The organism is Peribacillus sp. FW305-BF15, from assembly GCF_058783805.1.
This window is the reverse complement of sequence record NZ_JBYSYV010000034.1, coordinates 15,823-36,437: the sequence shown is the minus strand read 5'-3', so window position 1 is coordinate 36,437 and position 20,615 is coordinate 15,823. Positions and strand designations below refer to the sequence as shown.

General features: G+C 41.7%; 13 protein-coding genes and 1 riboswitch. Of the genes, 1 reads left to right on the top strand and 12 read right to left on the bottom strand.

Annotated elements, in window-relative coordinates; all coding sequences use genetic code 11:
- Positions 1-77: 77 nt before the first annotated feature.
- A riboswitch (purine riboswitch) is annotated at positions 78-179 on the bottom strand.
- Positions 180-215: 36 nt separating this feature from the next.
- The 10 genes from AC3WLU_RS24610 to AC3WLU_RS24565 all read right to left on the bottom strand — a co-directional run bounded on the left by AC3WLU_RS24610 (position 216) and on the right by AC3WLU_RS24565 (position 16,778).
- A complete protein-coding gene (locus AC3WLU_RS24610) occupies positions 216-2,417 on the bottom strand; it encodes a DUF4129 domain-containing transglutaminase family protein (protein WP_492598084.1) in 2,202 nt (733 codons plus the stop codon).
- A complete protein-coding gene (locus tag AC3WLU_RS24605; RefSeq protein WP_492598083.1) occupies positions 2,414-3,568 on the bottom strand; it encodes a DUF58 domain-containing protein in 1,155 nt (384 codons plus the stop codon). The genes AC3WLU_RS24610 and AC3WLU_RS24605 overlap by 4 nt, the downstream gene beginning before the upstream one ends.
- A gap of 38 nt (positions 3,569-3,606) precedes the next feature.
- Positions 3,607-4,563 carry an AAA family ATPase gene (locus AC3WLU_RS24600; protein ID WP_057276062.1) on the bottom strand — a complete coding sequence of 319 codons (957 nt, stop codon included), beginning with the start codon at positions 4,561-4,563 and terminating at the stop codon, positions 3,607-3,609.
- Between the two features lie 817 nt (positions 4,564-5,380).
- Positions 5,381-5,863, bottom strand: a complete 483-nt coding sequence (gene essA, locus AC3WLU_RS24595) for a type VII secretion protein EssA (protein ID WP_278089676.1) — start codon at positions 5,861-5,863, stop codon at positions 5,381-5,383.
- Positions 5,850-8,777, bottom strand: coding sequence for a type VII secretion protein EsaA (esaA, locus tag AC3WLU_RS24590; protein ID WP_492598082.1), 2,928 nt, complete (start codon positions 8,775-8,777; stop codon positions 5,850-5,852). The genes essA and esaA overlap by 14 nt, the downstream gene beginning before the upstream one ends.
- Positions 8,770-13,251 carry a type VII secretion protein EssC gene (gene essC / locus AC3WLU_RS24585; protein WP_492598081.1) on the bottom strand — a complete coding sequence of 1,494 codons (4,482 nt, stop codon included), beginning with the start codon at positions 13,249-13,251 and terminating at the stop codon, positions 8,770-8,772. The genes esaA and essC overlap by 8 nt, the downstream gene beginning before the upstream one ends.
- Positions 13,252-13,281: 30 nt before the next feature.
- Positions 13,282-14,625, bottom strand: coding sequence for a type VII secretion protein EssB (gene essB, locus AC3WLU_RS24580; protein WP_492598080.1), 1,344 nt, complete (start codon positions 14,623-14,625; stop codon positions 13,282-13,284).
- 70 nt (positions 14,626-14,695) lie between these two features.
- Positions 14,696-14,935 (bottom strand): ESX secretion system protein YukD, encoded by a 240-nt coding sequence (gene yukD, locus AC3WLU_RS24575; RefSeq protein WP_053537134.1) that lies wholly within the window; start codon positions 14,933-14,935, stop codon positions 14,696-14,698.
- Between the two features lie 96 nt (positions 14,936-15,031).
- Positions 15,032-15,322: a WXG100 family type VII secretion target gene (locus AC3WLU_RS24570; protein ID WP_034306171.1), complete on the bottom strand. Its 291-nt coding sequence runs from the start codon at positions 15,320-15,322 to the stop codon at positions 15,032-15,034.
- A gap of 541 nt (positions 15,323-15,863) precedes the next feature.
- Complete coding sequence (locus AC3WLU_RS24565) at positions 15,864-16,778, bottom strand: nucleoside hydrolase (RefSeq protein WP_283930802.1); 915 nt, start codon at positions 16,776-16,778, stop codon at positions 15,864-15,866.
- Between the two features lie 311 nt (positions 16,779-17,089).
- On the opposite strand from AC3WLU_RS24565, the gene AC3WLU_RS24560 reads away from it, so the two are divergent.
- Positions 17,090-17,272 (top strand): hypothetical protein, encoded by a 183-nt coding sequence (locus AC3WLU_RS24560; protein WP_034306173.1) that lies wholly within the window; start codon positions 17,090-17,092, stop codon positions 17,270-17,272.
- Positions 17,273-17,350: 78 nt separating this feature from the next.
- On the opposite strand, the gene AC3WLU_RS24555 is transcribed toward AC3WLU_RS24560, so the two are convergent.
- Both AC3WLU_RS24555 and AC3WLU_RS24550 read right to left on the bottom strand, forming a co-directional pair.
- Positions 17,351-19,081 carry a glycine betaine ABC transporter substrate-binding protein gene (locus tag AC3WLU_RS24555; protein ID WP_034306175.1) on the bottom strand — a complete coding sequence of 577 codons (1,731 nt, stop codon included), beginning with the start codon at positions 19,079-19,081 and terminating at the stop codon, positions 17,351-17,353.
- A 4-nt stretch (positions 19,082-19,085) separates the two neighbouring features.
- Complete coding sequence (locus AC3WLU_RS24550; RefSeq protein ID WP_098185611.1) at positions 19,086-20,291, bottom strand: quaternary amine ABC transporter ATP-binding protein; 1,206 nt, start codon at positions 20,289-20,291, stop codon at positions 19,086-19,088.
- Positions 20,292-20,615 lie beyond the last annotated feature (324 nt).

Sequence of the window (20,615 nt, the reverse complement as noted above, 5' to 3'; positions counted from 1 at the left end):
ATCATAAAAAAAGAAAAACTAAAAACCCACCCTCAAAAATACAGAAAAAGTACAGACGAAGGCAGATTTTCAGCTTTCCTGTTAAAATCCGCCTTCATAGTCAAATCATTTACGGTGATTCGGTAGAAACTTTCGATCCATATTATCGAGGATATATGAAGGATATATTAGTTTAAGTTAGTTTTTGTTATTGTATCAATATAATAAAAACCTGGTCAAGAGCTAGTTTTTCTCATTAAGCTTTCCCAACCCTTTTGAAAGTGTTTCCATTCCCCATCTTCCGCGTCTCCACGATATATCATTAACTCGTATCCAGCCGTCAATTCACTCATCTCATCTGTAGCGTACACTGCATCCACATAGGCGGCGTACTCCCTTAAGGTTTGCCCCTCTGGCCGAACTATACCAGCCCGTTTTAATTGTTTCAATAATATTAAATAAGCTGTCGAGAAATGAGCATCGGTTTTCTTTCTATAACGAAGAATCTGCAGAAGAGGAATCCACTTCCTTCTGAGGAAATAACCGATAGAAGCAAAAATCAATCCACCTGATAATGTGATTGCAGACCATTTTAAGAACTCTACCATGTTCCCAAAACCCGTTTTCACGGAGGATTGAGTTTCCCTATCTGGTGTATCCTGGCGTTCCCTGGCCTCTTTCTTTGTTTGCTCTTCATTAGTCGGGGTTTCTTCAGGTTTCTTGATTGCTTCCTGTTTCAATTCCGAATCGTAAAATTCAACTTCCCCATTGAAACCCTTTGTCGGCTCGAAGGGAATCCAGCCTATCCCTGAAAAATAAACCTCGACCCAGGAATGTGCATTATTATTGGTCACCTTATAAACGGATTCGCCATCAAGGATTGATTTTTCCCCTTCGGTATAGCCCTTTACCCATCTTGCAGGTATATTGGCGGCCCTTAGTAATACGACCATGGCAGTTGAAAAATTATCGCAATACCCTATCTGTGTCTCGAATAAAAATTGATCGACATAATCTTGATTGCTCTCTGGATACGGAATATCGTCCTTGGAATAAATGAATTCAGCTCCGTCAAAATAATCCTCAATGGCTTTTGCTTTATCGTACCAATTCGTTTCATTGCTTGTAAGCCGGGAGGCCAATTCAAATATCCGGTTTGGCAATCCCTCTGGAAGCTGAGTGTTTTTTTTCATTAATAAATCCATGGAATCGTCGGGTTCCGTCACCTTCCTTAACTCAGCTATATCAAAACTTGGCATATCATAAACCAGTTCATACTCTTTCATGGAAAGTCGTTCGCCATTACCCTGTTCGGAAATAAATTTGTCCATCTCCTGATGATATTTGAAATCCTGCCCGTTTTTGCCCTCGATCTTTTTTACATACCCGGACTGCGGATGAAGGATATGTGAATATGATTCCGTCATGGATACTTTTGCGGTCATTTCTTCAGTCCTCACCAATTCAGGAACGTCGTAAATATCTAACGTTGCCATATCCTGCCCATTGGAAAAAGTGTGAAATTCCGTTTCTGGTATGGAAACCCACCCTTTACCGGTATAAATATTCTTGTTCTCGACTTTCCAGTAATGTCCTGCAGGAGCATTATTATAAAAAACGATGGAACTATCCGGCTCTATCGAACCGCCAAGATCCGAATCGTCTTCATCATATCCGACACTTTTACGCTTCGAATCACCGTCTTCTTTCACAGCTTTATCAGAATAGGAAGTAATATAAGGCACCGGGTCCGGCCACTGCGGGGAAAGCTTTGGGGCGGCGAAACCGACAAGGACACTTACCAATATCATGCCGGTCAGCATCAAGATCCACTTATTGATGGAAGCCATCGGAAAATTAATCCTCTCCTGTATCGTTAGCCGCAGCAGGGAAAGCAAGCCGAGCATCAAAAACCCGATGATGATGATTCTTATCATTGCACTATCACCCGCATAAGGAGTGAATGTGTCGAGTACAGATATAAAAATCACCGTTAACATAAAAAAGAAAAAGATGCTTTGCCTCACCATCACCCAGTAATGGATCAAATATGTCACAAGCCAAAGAAGGATAAAAAATAGAAACGTTCGAAATGGATTTGTGATCAACTCCCAATTCCCATCATATATAAAACCAAGATTGCCCTTAAAATCAGCTAGAAACCCTTTCAGCCATGACAATTGGTATAAAGCCTCTTTTGAATGGAGGAACTGTAATGAAATCATTATATATCCACTAATGAGAATAAATCGGATTGACCAATGCATGCGGAAATAATGCAGCAGCAGGGAGTAGAGCAAAAATAAGATAAAAATGATGAGATTACCTGTATCGGTGAGTCTATCGACAGGCCTCAACCATTCAGTAATCAACAACAGACCAAATACATACATGAGGACGTGCATGAACTTTTCCAATTTTTCGGTAGTGACATTCATTTCGCCATCACCTCCGATCTGCCAAACTTTAGTTGGTGATGTTCAAAAAAGCTAACCTTTATCCCCCTCGAAACAGCAGCAGAGCTTGACAGCCTTTCTTCATCAGTAAGATCTGCCTGTTTCTTCACGCATAACATCAATCCCTGATTAGGCCGGAAAGCACTCAATATGTCCACCTTTTCTAAGGTTAAGTCTGAAACGATGAATATCACAGCAGCGTTTGCCGGAAGAATTCCCTTTCTGAAATTTTCGTTCAATGTGTTTACAACACCCGGCTTTTCTTTAGCAAGCCGGTAAAAAATCTTTCGTTTCTGTTTGTTGCCTGCTGTTGCCGGTATGATTAACCTCGAGCCCCTACTCACATACCCAACTTCCATGCCCTTCTTTAACATGGCATGGGCAAGGGAAGCCGCCATTTCAATGGATTCTTCGAATAAATCCGACGGCTTTTCATCAAGCATGATGAATACATCCCGGTTTTTCTGCACCTCGAATTCCTTCGTCATGATTTCACTCGTCCTGGCAGTCGCCTTCCAGTTAATCCAAGACAATTGATCGCCTGGCTGATATTCCCTTACACCGGTGACCACTGAATGTTCCCGTTGTGTTTTCTTTGTTGAGACCACTGCCCCCTGATTGAACACTCGATCAAGATCACTGTAGGCAAGCTCGTGATAACGAGGAAAAACGGTTATTTTCAAAGGTGAACTATATATCGCTTCTTTTTCGACCAGCCCGATAAAGTCCCCAATCCAAAAGCGGATCGATTGAAACGAATGCTCTCCCCGCTGCAAGTTTTCCAAGGTATATGACATGCTGAAGGTACGCTTGAATCCCGGAAAGATAATTATTTTCCTTTGTAGTCCCCTATCTTCCATCTCCTGAGGCAATTCCTCCTCTACCACCATAAATAATAGGGGGAGCCGGTTTTTACGCGTAAACGTCAATGCTATCTCAACGGATTCACCAGCCTGGCATTCCCTTTTATTGACCTTTCTCTCAACGGTAAAATCATGCAGCGGATAAAATAGCAGGATCAAAGCGTACACAGAAAACGGCAAAAATGAATAAAAAATGAACCAACTGACAAAACCGCCTTGAAACATTGCATAGCAAAAGGAAACGGTCATGAGTAATACAAGTCCGATCACACTCATATTTCCCCTTAGAATGTTGATGAATCTTCGCATTAGGTTACAGCCCGCTTCACAGGCACTTTTGTTGTCGCGACAATTTCATGTATCACCATTCCAGCATCGAAGCCCTCATAATTCGCTTCCGGCTTCAAAATAAGCCGATGGGAAAATACGAATGGCACTAAATATTGAACATCGTCAGGCAGGACATAGTCCCTGCCCTGGATTAGCGCGTAAGCCTGGGCTGCCTTCATCAATGCTATCGATCCACGAGGGCTCACCCCTAAGTAGACCCCTTCATGTGAACGTGTTTGATTCGCCAATTCAACAATGTATCGTTTTATTGTGTCATCCACTATCACCGCTTTTACCTCAGCCTGTAATTCTATCAATTCATCCAAGGTGATGACGGATTCCAATTCCTCTAGCGGTGCCGTGTATTGAGCCCTATGAAGAACCTCTATCTCTTCTTCCATACCTGGATAGCCCATTTTCATTTTTAATAGGAATCTATCCAATTGAGCCTCCGGCAGCGGATATGTTCCCTCGTACTCGATTGGATTTTGTGTAGCCATTACGAAAAAGGGCTTCTCCAATCCTCTTGTGACACCATCAATCGTCACACTTGCCTCTTCCATCGCTTCAAGCAATGCAGACTGGGTCTTCGGCGAGGTCCGGTTTATTTCATCGGCTAAAATAATATGGCCCATTATCGGACCTGGCCTAAAGATGAATTCTTGTTCCTTAGGATTGAAGATCGAAACGCCAGTAACATCCGAAGGAAGTAAATCTGGCGTGAATTGAATTCGCTTGAAGCTTGCACCTATTGATTTTGCCAATGCCCTTACCATGACTGTCTTTCCCACACCCGGAACATCCTCCAATAAGACATGTCCTCCGGAAAGGAGTGCTACGATGCTTAGTTCTGCTATATCCCGTTTTCCGATAATCACCTTTTCGATATTCCCTAGAACCATTTCCAGTTTTTGATTGACCTGCTTATAAATCATTCTCTACCTCCCGGGATTCACATTATCACTATTATTTCATGTCTTCTCTATATCTCACATTTTACATTAAGACCCAATTGAACCTTACATTGTAAGTTTACTAGATAACCGGAAAACCATAAACGAATTTGTTCTAAAAATATTATAGTGGCTTACTGAAAAAGGCAGGGTTAACTGTTTACTAAGTGAATATACCAATGATGACGTCCATTTGTTTAATGAAAATGTCCTGTCACGCCATGGACCAAGGATTGGTGAAGCTGTTGAACTCGCAGACTGTTCATCCTGACTTGTTCAAATAACTGATAGGAAGCGTCAATAAATCGGCACATCGCAGTTTGTAGACAAAAGGGTTTCGGAATTAAAAAACTCCGAAACCCTTTTGAAATTCCAATTTTGGCAGTTAAGAGAATTGGGCCGGGAAAAGCGCGTTTAGGAAGACCCCGCAGGCGCAAGCCGAGGGCGGACCGCCCGCGGAAAGCGAGTGCCTGGACCTGAGATCAACGTCCTAATTGTACAAGCCATAAATAAACGGCAGGCAAACTCCAATAAATCGTCCACCTTTTCATAATTTCCCGCTCCTGTCATCAGGGCAATGAAGCCACACCCTTCCGATCTGTATATTCTTAGTAAACTTCTTTTCTATCTTGTTTATGCTAAAATGAATGCAATCCACTCCTAAGGTATAAGAGGTACTGATCATGTATAAAAAATTCTTCATTTTGATCTTCGCAGCCGCCCTACTTTTAGGGCTTATTAAAACCGTTATGGATATGTAGTGAAAACAGCCCGATTCCTGAGGGGAATCGGGCTGTTTTCATTTTCGTTTAACCTCTCCATTCAGCTTCCCCATTTTCGGGATAAGGATAAAAAACAAACAAACGACCAAAAGTGCCAAAACGATGCCGAGCAATATCGTCAGGTCAAAATTAAGCGAAGGCTCTGTTTCTTCTTCGTTTCTCGTTGGAATGCGGACCTCCGAGAATAATCCAAGCTGTTCTGATTTTGAAGCGATGGTATTATTTTGATTCTCCATTACAGGAGACTGAAACAGTGAGTCCTTCACCGAGTCAATGGCATCATATTTCCCTCTTTCAAAAGTGAGGTCCTTTTGTTCTTCAGGCAGTTTCCGCTTCTGTTCCAACAATCCTTCTTCATGGAAATACTCCGTTTGAATATCAATATCGTTTTCTTGATATTCATTGGGCTCCACCATCGGTTCCTCTTCCGCCCCGCCATGAAGTGCATGGCTAAAAAACAGGATGAGCAAGACAGGCATTACGTATTTATTCCACTTCATGGGCCATTGCTCTTCTTTCTGCAAGACGCTTCACTATATATGGAATGACCGTTGCGATAAGCGTCAGTACAATCAAGATGATACTAGCGGGAATGAATGCCGACTGATTACCGAATTGAATGGACATGTATACGTCCGCAACAGGGTGGTCTACATTGAAATTAGGCATGATTAAATCCAATAATGGAATGGTAAAGAAACTGATCAAACCAATCACCAGGATAGCACCGACAAACGGCCCAATCGAGAAGGCAAGTCTGGTAAACGCTGAACAGAAGAATAAAAGCAGGACGGTGAAGACGGTCCATTTAATCTCCTGCATATCTCCCAGTGGATAGATCTTCAAGCCATACATGCTGATGATTAAACCTACGATCAGATTCAATAAGGTAAACAAGGCCGCATGGACCATCATTGGAATGGCTTCATAATGATGCAGGAAGAAACCGATCAATATCCCAGAAATGAGTATGATCACCAACATGACGATCGGTGGGATATTAACCTTTTCCTGATGAAGGACTTCCCCGCTGATTTGTACGGGATTCGCTAAATATTCGTACACATACCCGTTCTCCTGATCATCGACTAGAGTGTTGTTCAAGACGCTATATACGTCCGTCTTGATTTTTTCGGTTGAGTCTACATTTTGGGACCAATTATCATTAAGCTGATCGGCCCTTTCCTGTACGGACCCCACTTTCGCTTGCAGGTCTGCTGTATCCTTCGTGACCGTTTCCTGTCTTTCCGCTACAGAATTGACAAGCTCGGAAATGAAGCCGACAGTTGTTGCCGTATTGTCTTGAAGTGATACAAACATTTCTCCATCAAGGTTAACGGGCGGTTCTGCCTCCATCTCAGGAACTTCCATATCATCCGACAAATTGGCAGACACTTCTTGAGCCTTGCCGGTAATTGCCGCCAATTCAGCTAAAGTGGCTTTCTGCCCCGTTTCGACGTTAGCATCATATTCTTTCATATACCCCATAATGGAATCCGAGAACATCCCGAAGTTCTCATTGACTCCTGCTAAACTGGCTTTAACGAGTTTCGCTTCTTCATCTACATTTCCGGAAACCCCATTTTTCAAGTTTTCCAATTCTTTTATATTGGCTGCAAATATCTTATCTACATTTGCTTCGGTGACTCTTTCAGCCAATTCACCATAAGATGAGAGTGAACCGTAATAGGCAAGGAGGGTAGTTGAATCCCGATTGGTGATTTGATTCTCGAAGGCCTTCACAAGCACCGCTCGCCTTTCACCCCCCACTTTTTCCAGAAGTGACTGTTCGAGAGTCTTGATTTCTGCGATGGCCTCTTCGATTGTCATGCTCTGGATGTCCTGTAATTTTTGAATATCTTCCTGTGACTTTTTCCATTGGTCACCTAAATCCTTATAATTCGTGCCGAGTTCATTATAATCAGCTTGTAATTCCGTAAACTGCGCCAGCAGGTCATTATATGAATCTACCAGTGTATTAAACTCCGTTATCACTTGGTTATAATTCCCCGTTCTGCCGCTTACCGTTCCGCTGAGATTATTGATTTCCGTTTGGAGTTCCGCTGTAAGGATGTTGACTTGTTCAGCAGCTCCTTCACTTCCTTCTGCCGGCACCAAACTTTCAAGTGCCGTGTTGATCCCATTGATTTGATCCAGCAGTACCTGGAGAGACAGTTCATCAATCGGGTCCTTCTTGTCAGGTGCAGCAGCTGATTCACCTTTTCCCGTTTCCGTTTCAATATCCTCTATAGGCGTCGTTCCTTCACCTATATCCTCCCCATTACCAGAGCTGCTTGCAAGATTTCCTCTTTGCATAAGCAAGGTTGACTGAAGGTTATCAAGACCCGCCTCTTCCGATTGTTTCAATTGTTCAATCGAGCTTTGTTGATCTTGGGTGATTTTCGTAATTTGTTCTACTTGTTTGTCTTTCATGCTTGTTGAAAATTGTTCCAATTCATTACTGCTGGAATCAAGTTTCTGCTGCATGATTCCAACATTTTCTCTAATGCCTTGATCATTTAGGCTGAATTTCGTATTCATCCCTTGCTGAATCTCTGGTATAGATTGATTCCCCTCATTCAGCGCCTTGTCGTATGACTGCACACTCTCCATGACAAGCTGCTGATTTTGCGCAGAGGCCTTCTCAAAAAGGATACTTTGAGCTTTTTGATATTCCTCAAAAGAAACAACATCTTTCACAAATGAAGCCATTTGAGTCTTCGTGTTCCCTATTTCATCCATTGTTTCAGTACTTGTTTTGCCAGCATCTTTCGTCTCGGCAAAAACTCCTTCAAGCATGTCCTTATGCTGCTTGATTTCGCCTGCAAGGCTTTCCGAGCTTGGAGTATAGAACTCATACATCGTGTTTTGAAAAGCGATTTCTTTAGCAAGGACATTATCGAACTTCTTACGGATGTCCTCGACCGATTGGGAAACATAGCTCCAATACTGTGTTGAAATATGCTTATTCATTTTGCTCTTTGTTTTCTCTAATTCCTTTTGTACCTTTTCCATGTTTTCTGCATTCAAACTAGGTTGTACCTTGTACTTTATCCCCGCCTTGACAGGCTGTTCATCATCGAACGTATAAATATTCTCTGAAAAATCGGATGGGAAATATATGACTGCATCGTACTTTTCATTTGCAAGTCCACTTTCCGCCGTACTTCTATTTACCACAAACCACTCATATTCAGAATCCTTGTCCAGTGTAGTAACAAGCTCTGAGCCCATGTAAATGGGGTTATTGTTAAATTCTGTCCCATTATCTTCATTTACAATGGCGATTTCACGAGAAGCCGTTTCTGTCTTTTTCATTGGATTTTGGCCAATATAAGAAAAAAACAAGATTGGCAGCGCTAAGATCACCAGTATTTTACCGATTAACAGCATCGGTTTTATTTTTTCAGACACTCTCTTGCACTCTCCTTCTTTCTTCACTTAGCGGAATTTGGATTTTACTCTCCTGGCCATTCAGCACAAAGTATCCGTAACCCGGCTGTATTTCTTCTTCTTTTCTGGAATAGGAGAGGGTGTACAAGCTTTGGTCCGATTTTTTAAGAAGCAAAACAGCCTGTCTGACTTGTTTCAGTTCGGTTGTCAACGAATCATACCCCTTCGTGAAGTCGTTGGCATTTCCAGCGACAATCAGACTAAACCCGAGATGGCTGTATTGTTTCATCAAACTGCTGATCCTATCCTGAATCCTGCCGTCTATCGTTTGCTGGATCCTTGAAATGCTATCTATGACAAATATGACCGGTGGGAATTCCAGTTGCTTCATCGGTTTCAATTCCAATGCCGCAAGATAACTTCGCTCACGTTCTTCAAATATTCCAGTGATATGATCGAGCCATTCGGTTATCCGCTCTTTTGTTTCCACATAGCTCACCTTCTCCTCAAAAGCATAAGAAGATAGGCCGCGATCCACTCCGTCAAATAATCCAATTTCGCCGACCGCCTGTGTAAGCAACGATTCCAGCAGCACTTTAAGGACATTCGTTTTCCCTTTACGTGACTGTCCTACGACAAGCAGGAATGGATTGGCATTCAACTCCACGAATACAGGTGTAACGCTTTCCTCTGAAAGCCCGATTGGAATGGAATCCTTCTTAATGGTTTGTGAGCAGTAACTCTTGAAGCTGCTGGAATCAAGACGTGCCGGTAGCATCCGAATCGCCGGCGGTTTGTCCATTTCCTTATATTTAACCTTATGTTCTGCCACAGCTTGTTTCATTTCTTCCAAAACGGCTATATCATCCGCTCCATCGGCTGGTAAGTAAATCTGGGTGAGGTAGGTTTGGTCCTTTTTCACCAACGCCCTGCCAGGAACAGGTTCATTTTCATAAGGGGTTCTCCCCAAAACTGAATATTTTTCCGAACTGTCCATTAAGTAATGGACGACCTTCGTCTTAAGGCTATTCATTAACGGCTGGCGAATCGCATTGATTCTCGTTGCCGTTAAAATCATGAAGATTCCAAGTGATTGTCCATCACGTGCAAACTGAACGAATTGGGCTTCCTGATCCTGCATCTCATCCTTCACTATGTCAAAATTGTCGACCACGATATAAATAATCGGCAATTTATCTTCCACCAATGCATTATAAAGCTTTATGTTACTAAGCTCCTTTTCTGAAAAAAGCTGCTTACGCCTTTCCATTTCCGCCTTCATGAATAACATGAATTTTTCGATTTTCCTTAACTCATCAAACCTAAAGTATTCCCCAGTATGAGGCAGCTGGCGCATTGGGAGTAAAGCGCTATTCCCGAAGTCGAAAATATAATAATGCAGTTCTTCAGGACTGAATTGATCTGCAAAACTAAAGAGAAGTGTCAAAACGGTGGTTGACTTGCCGTACCCGGAAGAACCAAAAACCCCTATATTCCCATCATCAATCCAGTTATAGACATAATTGGTCTGGCTTTGCAATTCAGGCTCATCCTTCATTCCCAGGTGGAATTGATTCATCGTCAGGCTTCTTTCAGGGTTTCTTGATAAACGATCTGAAAGAGGCGGCAGCCATGGGCTTGCCAACTTCTTAATCTCCATTTCTTCCTGTATCGCCACAATTCGATCCGCCACGGCTTCAATTTCACTAATCTTTTCTTTCCTCATATTAGTGACCTGTTCCGATACATTTGAGATTTGAACAAGACCGAGGTCTGTGACAAGTGCCACTTCATCCTCAGTTCCAACCGTATCCTCTAAATATGGGGCACCGCTCCATGCAGACTGGAACAATTCATAAACCTCGTTATTTCCAACCTGCAAATATCCCCGTCCAGTGACAGTAATATTTGCTGCATCGCTATTTTTAAGAATTTCCTTACTATCACTTGCATCCTGCACTTTCAAGGAAATTTTAAAACGGGCATTGCTCCAAATCTGGTTATCAATTACACCGCCCGGCTTTTGTGTAGCAAGAATTAAATGAACTCCCAAGCTCCGTCCAATTCGCGCCGTACTCACTAATTCGCGGATGAAATCGGGTTCTTCATTTTTAAGTTCCGCAAACTCATCTGATATCAAAAATAGGTGCGGTAACGGTTCATCCGCTTTGCCTTCTTTGTATAGGTTCGTGTAATCGTTGATATGATTCACTTCGTATCGATCAAACATGCGCTGGCGCTTCTTCAATTCACTATTGATGGATGCTAGTGCCCTGGCACTGAAGTTCTTGCTGCCCTCAATATTCGTAATGACTCCCAGCAGATGCGGAATCTGCCTGAATGGCTGTGCCATTCCCCCGCCTTTATAATCTATAAGCAAAAAGGCAACTTCATGCGGATGATAATGAACGGCTAATGATAGGATGTAGGTTTGCAGTAATTCACTTTTCCCCGATCCTGTCGTTCCGGCAACCAATCCATGGGGGCCATGCGCCTTTTCATGCAAGTTCAATTCAACCCTATCCGTTTTCCCTTTCAATCCAATCGGAACTGCCAAGGATTTGGAAGACTGATTGGTCCGCCAGTTTTGGCTGATAGGCAGCTCTTCCACTTCACGAGCTTGCAATAATTCAAGGAATGAAACCGTTTCTGGTATGGAGTTGTTCATGCCTTTTTGATGGTCTAATGAACGGAGCGTACGTGCATAACGCTCATTTCCTTCTTTTGAATGTGCATCAAGTTTAAATGGAGTATGAACGGCCTTCGTTTGCTGGATGAGAATCTCACCCTCAAAATCATTGATGTACTTCACAAGCGTATGGACATTTTCCGTCAAACTTTCTTTTGCATCCGCTGCAAAAATCGTCGAGATACCTAAATCGTCCGTTATACCTTCTAAATATTCCAATATGACATGTTCAGCTATTAAATTACGATCCGTGACAATAAAGACAAAGTGGGGAGTGAATCGCACTTTCCCTTTGTTCTCATCCAAATCTCTTTCCCTCAATAGCTGATAAATCGAGGTCAGGAGCTGGTCACGTGATTGCTCATTATATATAAATCCTTTTGCATAGGCATGCGGCAATTGAAAATGAGGGAGCCATTTCATCCATTCCCATTCCTGATAATCCTTTTCCGGAAAGATGGCGACAAATCGAACATCATGATAACTATGAAAAAAGGCCAGTTGCCCAATCAATTGCTGCAGCTCTCGTTTAACAATCGATTCCTTTCCGACCAGGCCCATCGATCCGCTTGATAAATCGATCGATAACGGAAGATCTTCCAGGTTTTTGTATACATCCACAAGTTCCTGCGACTGCTCAAGTAAATCATCTATATCCCGATTGGACATATCGCTGCTATTTACCGACACTTGATAACTTGAGGGTATGGTCGCCGTTCCGATTTTAAAGTGCAGGGCATCTTCACTTTCCAGAGTTCGTTCCCATATACGATCGCTAATACTATCAGTTAGAAGCTTCATCCTTTCAAAGGAGGGGTAATGATAGAACAGCACATTCTTTTGTTTTTCAGACAGCTCTTGCAGTTCTTCCCTCTTCTGCTCTAGATACCTGGTATATACACGTTGGCGTTTTTCTTCTCTGAATTTTTGCTTCTTTTTGTCTTTAAAGTATTGTACCGTCGAGGTAACTAAAGTCGTCGTGAACATCACAATCGATATGATGATGAAAATGCCCCGCGGCTGAATGACCGTGATGACCCCCATGACGATCAGCATCATTAAAGGCGGCATAAGGATTAACCATAACCCTCTATTATTATCTTCCGCTTCTTGGCTCGGAAAAGAAATCGTCACTTTCTCATCCGGCAATTCGTAGATCATCCTTGGTGTCCGGCGATACTGTGGATAGTTTTTTTTCATTTCAGAGATTGGCTTCTTCATTTTAGCTAATGATGTTTCATGACTTTCGGCGCTATGAATCATCAATAAGTCGCCTTCAATCAACCTCAGCACCATATGCGGCCAGCAAACCAGATCACCATTTTGAATGGGAACAGGCTTCGTTACCCTTTCACCGTTCAGGAATATCCTGCTATTTCCCACTGGCATGAGGTGCCACTGCCCTTTATGCAGCACAAGGGAAAAGTCATTGCCGGAAACGGGTCCTTCTTTACGGATGGTCGCTCCAGCCTTGGCCGATAAAGTGATTTCTTTCAAGTTGCCTATATAATAGAGGCTTTCTTCCAATTCCCCTGACGTATAAAAAATCTCGACCGTTTCTTCTCCTTCTTGACAGGTGAAGCTATGGAATGGCTTTACATCGCCAAGCTTCTTGTCCTCTCTAAACACCTCATATTCATCAAGTCCCTCATTTTTTTTCAGCTTGATAGGACCTTGTTCAAAAGGAATGGAATAAACGGTGATCGTGTCCTGTTTTGATGGCCCAATCGAAATTGGACCGTTATGATTATCCTTGATCGTAAAGGATTGGTAGGTACCACTAGAATAAATCCATAATAAACTCATTAAATCTCACCTCCGCAAAAGGCCCATTGCTCACTCTTTGCTTTTCTCTTTTTCTTCAGTTGATTTTTTGGAGGAATCCTTACTTTCTTCTTTTCCCCCAGAAGCAGGTTCATTTTCCGCTTCTTCTTTTACAGCAGGTTTTGCTTCCTCTGCGCCTTTATCCTCTATATTCGAGTCTGTTGCAGCAGGGTTCTGATCTTGCTGTTCCTCCATTTGCTTATCCAATTCCTTTTTTTCCTTTTCATATTGGGATAGCTCGGTATCGACTTCTTTAATTTGCGTTTCCTTTTCTTCCCCAGATAGGCTATCGTCCAACTTAATCTGTTCTTTCTGGTTTACCAGCCCGTACATAATCAATTCGCGATCCTCCATGATTCTCGCCAAATCGATCGCTTCCTCGCTCATGCCCCTGCCTATATAAATCCAATATAGGAGATACTGACTATCCGTTTGCAAAGAGATTGCATTTTCTACATTTTTCCTAGCTACTCCCTCCAACGGTTCATAAGTGACGTAGGACTTCGCCAGTTCATATTGAACGACATATGGCATCTTTTTCGGATCGTAGTTTTCCAAACGGTCAATGACTTCACTGTATTTTTGTTTTAAGAAGCTTTCACCGCTTTCTACATATGCATCCTGCTTAGGTTGGGAGAAGAATAGTGTGTAAATCGCAAACAATAGCAGTGGCACTAGAACGATCACCGTACCCCAAAGTGTATAACGGCCCGTTTTCCATTTCTTTTCAGGAATATGTACAAATGCTTTTTCTTCCTTCTCTAAAGCTTCTATCCGGTTTTGAATGACCGTGGAAAGTTCATCCCAAGTCCCTGATGACAATATACTTTGTGATTCGTTCGATAGTTTCAGTGTTTTATGGTAAAGCAGATACTCTTCGAATGTATGCTGCCCATCCACAAGCGCCGAAATCGTTGCCTTCGTTTCTTTAAATAACTCATCTTGATTATGCTCATAAGGAGGCAAACTGTCTTTTACCCCATAATGCAGGAAATATGGGGTCAAGCTTGAATCGAAAACGATATTTTCCGGACAAACGACTAGTTGCAGGCGATTCAATTCATGATTCCTTATTTTCTTTTGGATTTGATAAGACGATAACCATTTACTCAATGGATTTTTATCTTTAGCTTTGGAAAAAACAAAAAAAGAGGCTGGTGGATTTACTCTGATCTTCACCTCGTCCTCTGTCACTTCTATATGTTTCTGGAGAGCATCATCCGCTTCATGAATAAGCTGTAATTCCAGTGGGTCCTGCATCGGTAGTTTTGCCCGTTGGAAAACGAACGAATGCCCCTTATCATCCTTCATCATTGCAGCGTCTGTTTTTTTCTCCAGATATGGTTTCTCATCCATTTTATGTAACTCCTTTACCCCTGCTAAAGGGCTTTAGACTTTTTTCCTATAAAGAGTCCACACCTATCCATTAGAGGATCTCAAGGCGGTCCCCCGTCGTAATTCCGCTATCAAGCAGGGTTTCATAACCTGAACATACGAACTCTTTATTCTGGACCCGCACCCAATAGCCTTCTTTAGGCGCACTGGCAATATCTTTTACCTGCCATATTATCTCCACAACCTTCTTGATGGAGCGGTAATTTGACACTTGCAAATCAAATACTTCCCCTGTATACCTGTTTAAATCGATCGTTAGTTGAATATATATGGAATCCACCTCTTTTAAAGCAAAAAAGCACCACGATTCTTCAAAAAGAGTCGCGGCGCTTTTTCCTAGAAATTCATTTTCTCATTTACCTAATGATTATCCGCGAATTTGACTAGCAATCTGATTATCTGTGTCTTCAAGGATTTGAGCTGATTTATTCAATTGTTGAGAAACTTCATTCAACAAGCGAGCCATATCCATGAATGAAGGCTTTAATTCTTCGTACTGACCTACGAAAGCCTCACTGGAAGAACCTTCCCAAATACCAGTTAAATGATCTCTCATTCTATCTAAACGACCAATCATATCCGTTACTTGTTGGCTCTCATTATCATATTGTCTAGCTACATCTTTCAGTTCCGAAGGTGTTACGCGAATTTGTGACATAGAAAAAATCCTCCTTTTATCTTATATAGTACATTTTAATAGAACCATACATTTTCTGCCATATAAATAAGCGCAAAGTCGAAAAATGGTAAATTATAATTATGCAAAAAAACCTAAATATGGCATTACGAAAGTCTATGTACCTGTTTTCCCAAACCTTTAAACCCATTTTTTAATTATTTTTTAATATTTTACTTTTTTGTGGTAAAAAAAGTACCTTATACCCAATATTTCTGAACCATTATCCATTAATATGGTTTTCACCATGATATTAGTGACTTTCGACTTTCTTTTCTACGAAATTAATCAAACGTTTGATTAAAGTCTGAAAAGCAATTTTTATGATTGATTGAATATAAACCATTTACAAAACATAATGAATGGAGGACCTTTTTTACCATGCTACTTTCAACTTTATTTTGACAGGTATCCTTGTCATATAGCGAGAATCGATATATCCAACAGAAACAGGCCAGCTCTTGCCAATGATTTTTTTGAAATATCCTTCATGCTACATTCATGATTCAATTACGTTGCTTAATCATATAACCCGTTCCAAAAAGTGTTTCAAAAACCGCTCACTTTCCACATTCGTACAGACACGGATTCTAGGTCCGCCATCCTTTTGACCGATTGTCCTGCCTGCTTCTTCACCCTCGGTCACCACCTTGACGTTCATCCATTCTGTCCTGACAAAACTTGAATCAATCGCAACCCCGACTGCAAGTGGATCATGAAGGGCGCAACCACCCAAACCTGGATGGGAGTTTTCATATGCTTTCATATAATAATCGGTCATTTCCGCTAAAAATTCGGCGCTTTCCTCACCAGTGGCACGCCAATCATCAAGCTTCGATTTCAGTAGGTATGTTTGCAGCGTCACATCAAGCCCCACTAGGGTGATCGGCAATCCTGAAGTCAATACCTGATGTGCCGCTTCAGGATCTGATATTATGTTCGCTTCAGCATAAGGGGTTACATTTCCTGGTACATTTACGGCACCGCCCATAATTACGACCTCTTTTACAAGCGACATGATCATCGGCGCTTTATTGATCGCCAATGCGATGTTAGTCAGTGGTCCAACTGCAATGATCGTAATTTCATGCGGTCGGCTTTGCACTTGATCGATAATGAAATCTGCTGCATTTCCTTGTGATGCTTTAATGGTTGGTTTAAACCGAAGGGTATTTCCTAACCCGTCTTCCCCATGAACATGCTTGGGATACCGCTTCTTCCTTCCGCGTACCAAAGTTTGGTCAGCACCTTCATATACCGGTATGCGCCTATTTAATTTCTCCAAGACGGCAAGTGTATTACGGGTCGAATTAACAACGGGCACGTTACCAAAGCAAGTGGTGAATCCGAGCACTTCCAATTCAGGGGAATTTAAAGCATATGCCATCGCCATGGCATCATCTATCCCCGTATCTACATCAAATATGATTGGTTTCAATATTTCCACACCTTCCAAAATCACTTTTTGCTTTATCAACTCATTGCTTCTCTTATCTCTTCCTTATGTATAAAGAAACACTGTTATCCAACTGAATTTTAACATTCAATGATAGCCCAGTTCCACAGAAATTTAGGAATACTCATAATTCACAAACAAATGACAAGTACAGTCGGTACTTGTATCTACCAATAAAAAAAGTTGACCGCCCATAAATATCAATGATATAAAAAGTGAAAAGAAGAAGTTGTGCCACGAACTAGTTATGAATACATGCGTTACGAATTTATGATATCCAAGGTGGAAAAAGGATGAAAATGTTTAAGTTGATTGAAGATGTTCCATCTGCGTATAAAAAAGGGACAAAATTCTTTTTAATATCGCATTCTGAATTCATTGGCGTGAAAAGTTATGTATTACTGGCAGAAGATTTAAAAGGAAAGATCGAAGTAACGGAAGAGGAATTGAGGAGTAAATTCGTTACCATACATTGATGTTTAGTATTTAAAAGCTCAGCCCCCCATCAAAAGAAAAAACGAGGGAATTTCATTTCAGAAATTCCCTCGTTTTTCTTATTGTTTTAAGTCTTCAATTGAATCAATATCGACGTAATCCGGTACGACCAGACCAAGTTTTGTTCCTTTTAAGTTTGGTCCAAGGTCAACCATGTCATCTTTATACTTATTATAGTATTCAAGATGTGTTCCCGGAAGCCATGCAGCCACCATGGCGTCCGCACTTCCGTTTGCAACGCCAGCAAACATTGGCCCCACTTCAACCTGGCTTAATGTTACATCATAGCCATTCTGCTCCAGTACCTTGCTAATCACATTTGTACTGGCAATTTCAGTGTCCCAGGCAACATAAACCAGTTTGATCTTTTCACCATTTCCTGATTGTGCTCCTTGGGTCCATTTGGACACTTTGTCCTGATTTTTCTTTATCCATTCTTCTGCTGCTTCTGAAGGAGACATCCCATCAGCAACCTTGACCATTACATCTTCCATATCTTTTGTTTCCCAGTAGAATTGATCAAGAATTTTATAGGCACCTGGCGCATCCTGTTCAAGTCCTTTTCTGGCAATGGAATTGATGTTTTCAGCCTTGCCGAAGGATCCATTCGGATCTTCGAGATATTTCAAGTCATATGTCGAGAACATCCAATGCGGTGACCAGCCAGTAACGACGATTGGTTCTTTTTTATCAATTGCTTTTTTCAATTCTGCAACCATCGCTGCCGATGACCCTTCAACCACGTTCCAATCATCCAGCTTATAATCATCTATAGCCGATTTAGTCAGCTTCATTATTCCTGCTCCAGGTTCAATTCCGATGATTTCAAAATTGGCTTTGGCAGCAAAACTGTTTTCATCCCCATTTTCTGCTTTTTCTTTTGTAAAAGTACCGAATAGCGCAGTACCCACAACTAGTAAGGCCAATATTGTAAAAATGATTTTCCTGCTAACGATATGCTCGTAAGCTGGTTTACGAAGGTTTTGCGTGATACGATCAAGTATGATTGCAATGATTACGATGGATAATCCTGCTTCAAATCCTTGCCCTACATTAATTTGGCTGACTGCCCTGTAGACATCCGCCCCAAGTCCGGGTGCTCCAACCAATGAAGCTGTAACTACCATGGATAATGCCAGCATGATGCTTTGGTTAACTCCTGCCATAATCGTTGGAGTAGCCAACGGTATTTGTACCTTGAATAACTTTTGGCTGGTGGTTGAACCAAAAGCATCCGATGCTTCGATCAAATCATTAGGCACTTCCTGAATCCCAAGATTGGTCATACGGATTGTCGGTGCAATCGCGAAAATGAATGACGCGATGATTCCAGGCACTACCCCTATTCCAAAGAATAAAATCGAAGGAATCAAATAAACGAAGGCAGGCATCGTTTGCATGAAATCCAAGATCGGGGTAACGATATTGCGCACGGTTTTATTTTGGGCACACCATATTCCGATTGGTATCCCAATCAATATGGTGAGGAATCCTGACAAAATAACGATCGCCAGTGTTTGGATGCTTGATTCCCAATAACCAAGATTATCAATCAATAGTAAGCTGATTAATGTAAATAATCCCAATGTCCATTTGCTTGTATAGGTAACCAGAAGGGTCAGGACGATGATTAAAATGATCGAAGGTCCTGCACTCATTACATCGACCAGGATATCCAGTAGTCCCTCGATCACATTCGTAATAAGTGTAAATAATCCAGCAAATACAATGGTAATCCAATCCACTAAAGAATCGACCCATGCCCCTAGTGGGATTTTCGGCATATTCATTGAATTATTCACTCTCCATTTCATTCAAGGAATCTTTATTTCCGGCCAAAGCACCGATGACGGCACCGCGAAGAAGAATTCCTTTAATTCTGTTCTGATCATCGATCACTGAGATTGGCAAGCTTGAAGTCGCCATCACATCCATGAGGTTTCCAAGTAATTCATCCTCTTTTACAGTTGGGATATCAGTTGTCATCACTTCAGAAATCGATTGATCATTGCTCATTGCCTGACGTGCCTGTTCAGCAGTCACGGCCCCCAATAACTTCTGCTTCCTATCCACAACGAAAATGCTGGAATACCCTTGTTTGCGCATGATTTCCAAGGCAACCCTCGGGCCTCTGTCCACCGCAATCTTCTCTGGGCGTATCATCACATGAGACGCTGTCAATACTTTTGACAGATCAACATCTTCCACAAACTTCTCGACGAATTCATTGGCTGGATTCATCATGATTTGTTCAGGGGTACCCAATTGAATGACGCTTCCATCTTTCATAAGGGCAATTCTATCCCCGATTCTTAATGCTTCATCAAGATCATGGGTAATGAAAATGATCGTTTTTTTGTACTGATCTTGGATTTGGATCAGTTCATCCTGCATATCCTTACGAATCAATGGATCAAGGGCACTGAAGGCTTCATCCATCAGCAGGATATCCGTATCACTGGCGAGTGCCCGGGCTAACCCAACCCTCTGCTGCATACCGCCGCTAAGCTGTGATGGCAGCTGATTTTCGTAGCCTTTCAATCCAACGGCCTCAAGAGCCTTCATCGCATTTTCATGACGTTTCGCTGGATCTACTTTTTGAATTTCGAGCCCAAATTCAGCGTTTTCCAATATCGTTTTATGCGGGAATAAAGCAAAGTTCTGAAATACCATGCTTATTTTCTTTTGTCTGACTTCCCTTAACCGGGCAGCGTTCATCTTCACGATATCTTCGTCATCAATTAAGATTTCACCCAAAGTGGGATCGATCAAACGATTGAACATGCGGATCAAAGTTGATTTCCCGCTTCCGGATAGGCCCATGATGACAAAAATCTCGCCAGGATAAATCTCGAAATTAACATTATTCACTCCGACCGTTTGTCCCGTTTCTTTCAAGATTTCCTTTTTCGATTTGCCTTGCTTCAATAAGTCTGTTGCTGCTTTTGGAGATTTGCCAAAAATTTTCGAGACATTTCTGACTTCTACATACGGCTTCATCAAGTCACCTCATTCTAATAGTTGCCCATATGATATTCAGTTTTGCTGAATTCCCCCGTTTTATGCGAGTGATGATTATTAATGCACAAGTATCTTGAAATAACCGAAATTCTACCCCTTCAAAAAAGCGGAAGTGACACTTATTTAGTGGCACAGGGTGTACGTGTATAGAAAAATAATCTATATTTATTATTTCCAAGAAGCCATTCTTTACTTGGATTATATTTTGTGTGATAAATTGAGCATTTCAAGTAGAAAAAAAGAGGTGCAATCACAACTGAGGAAACTAGCAGGCACAACATATACCAACTGTAATATAAACGA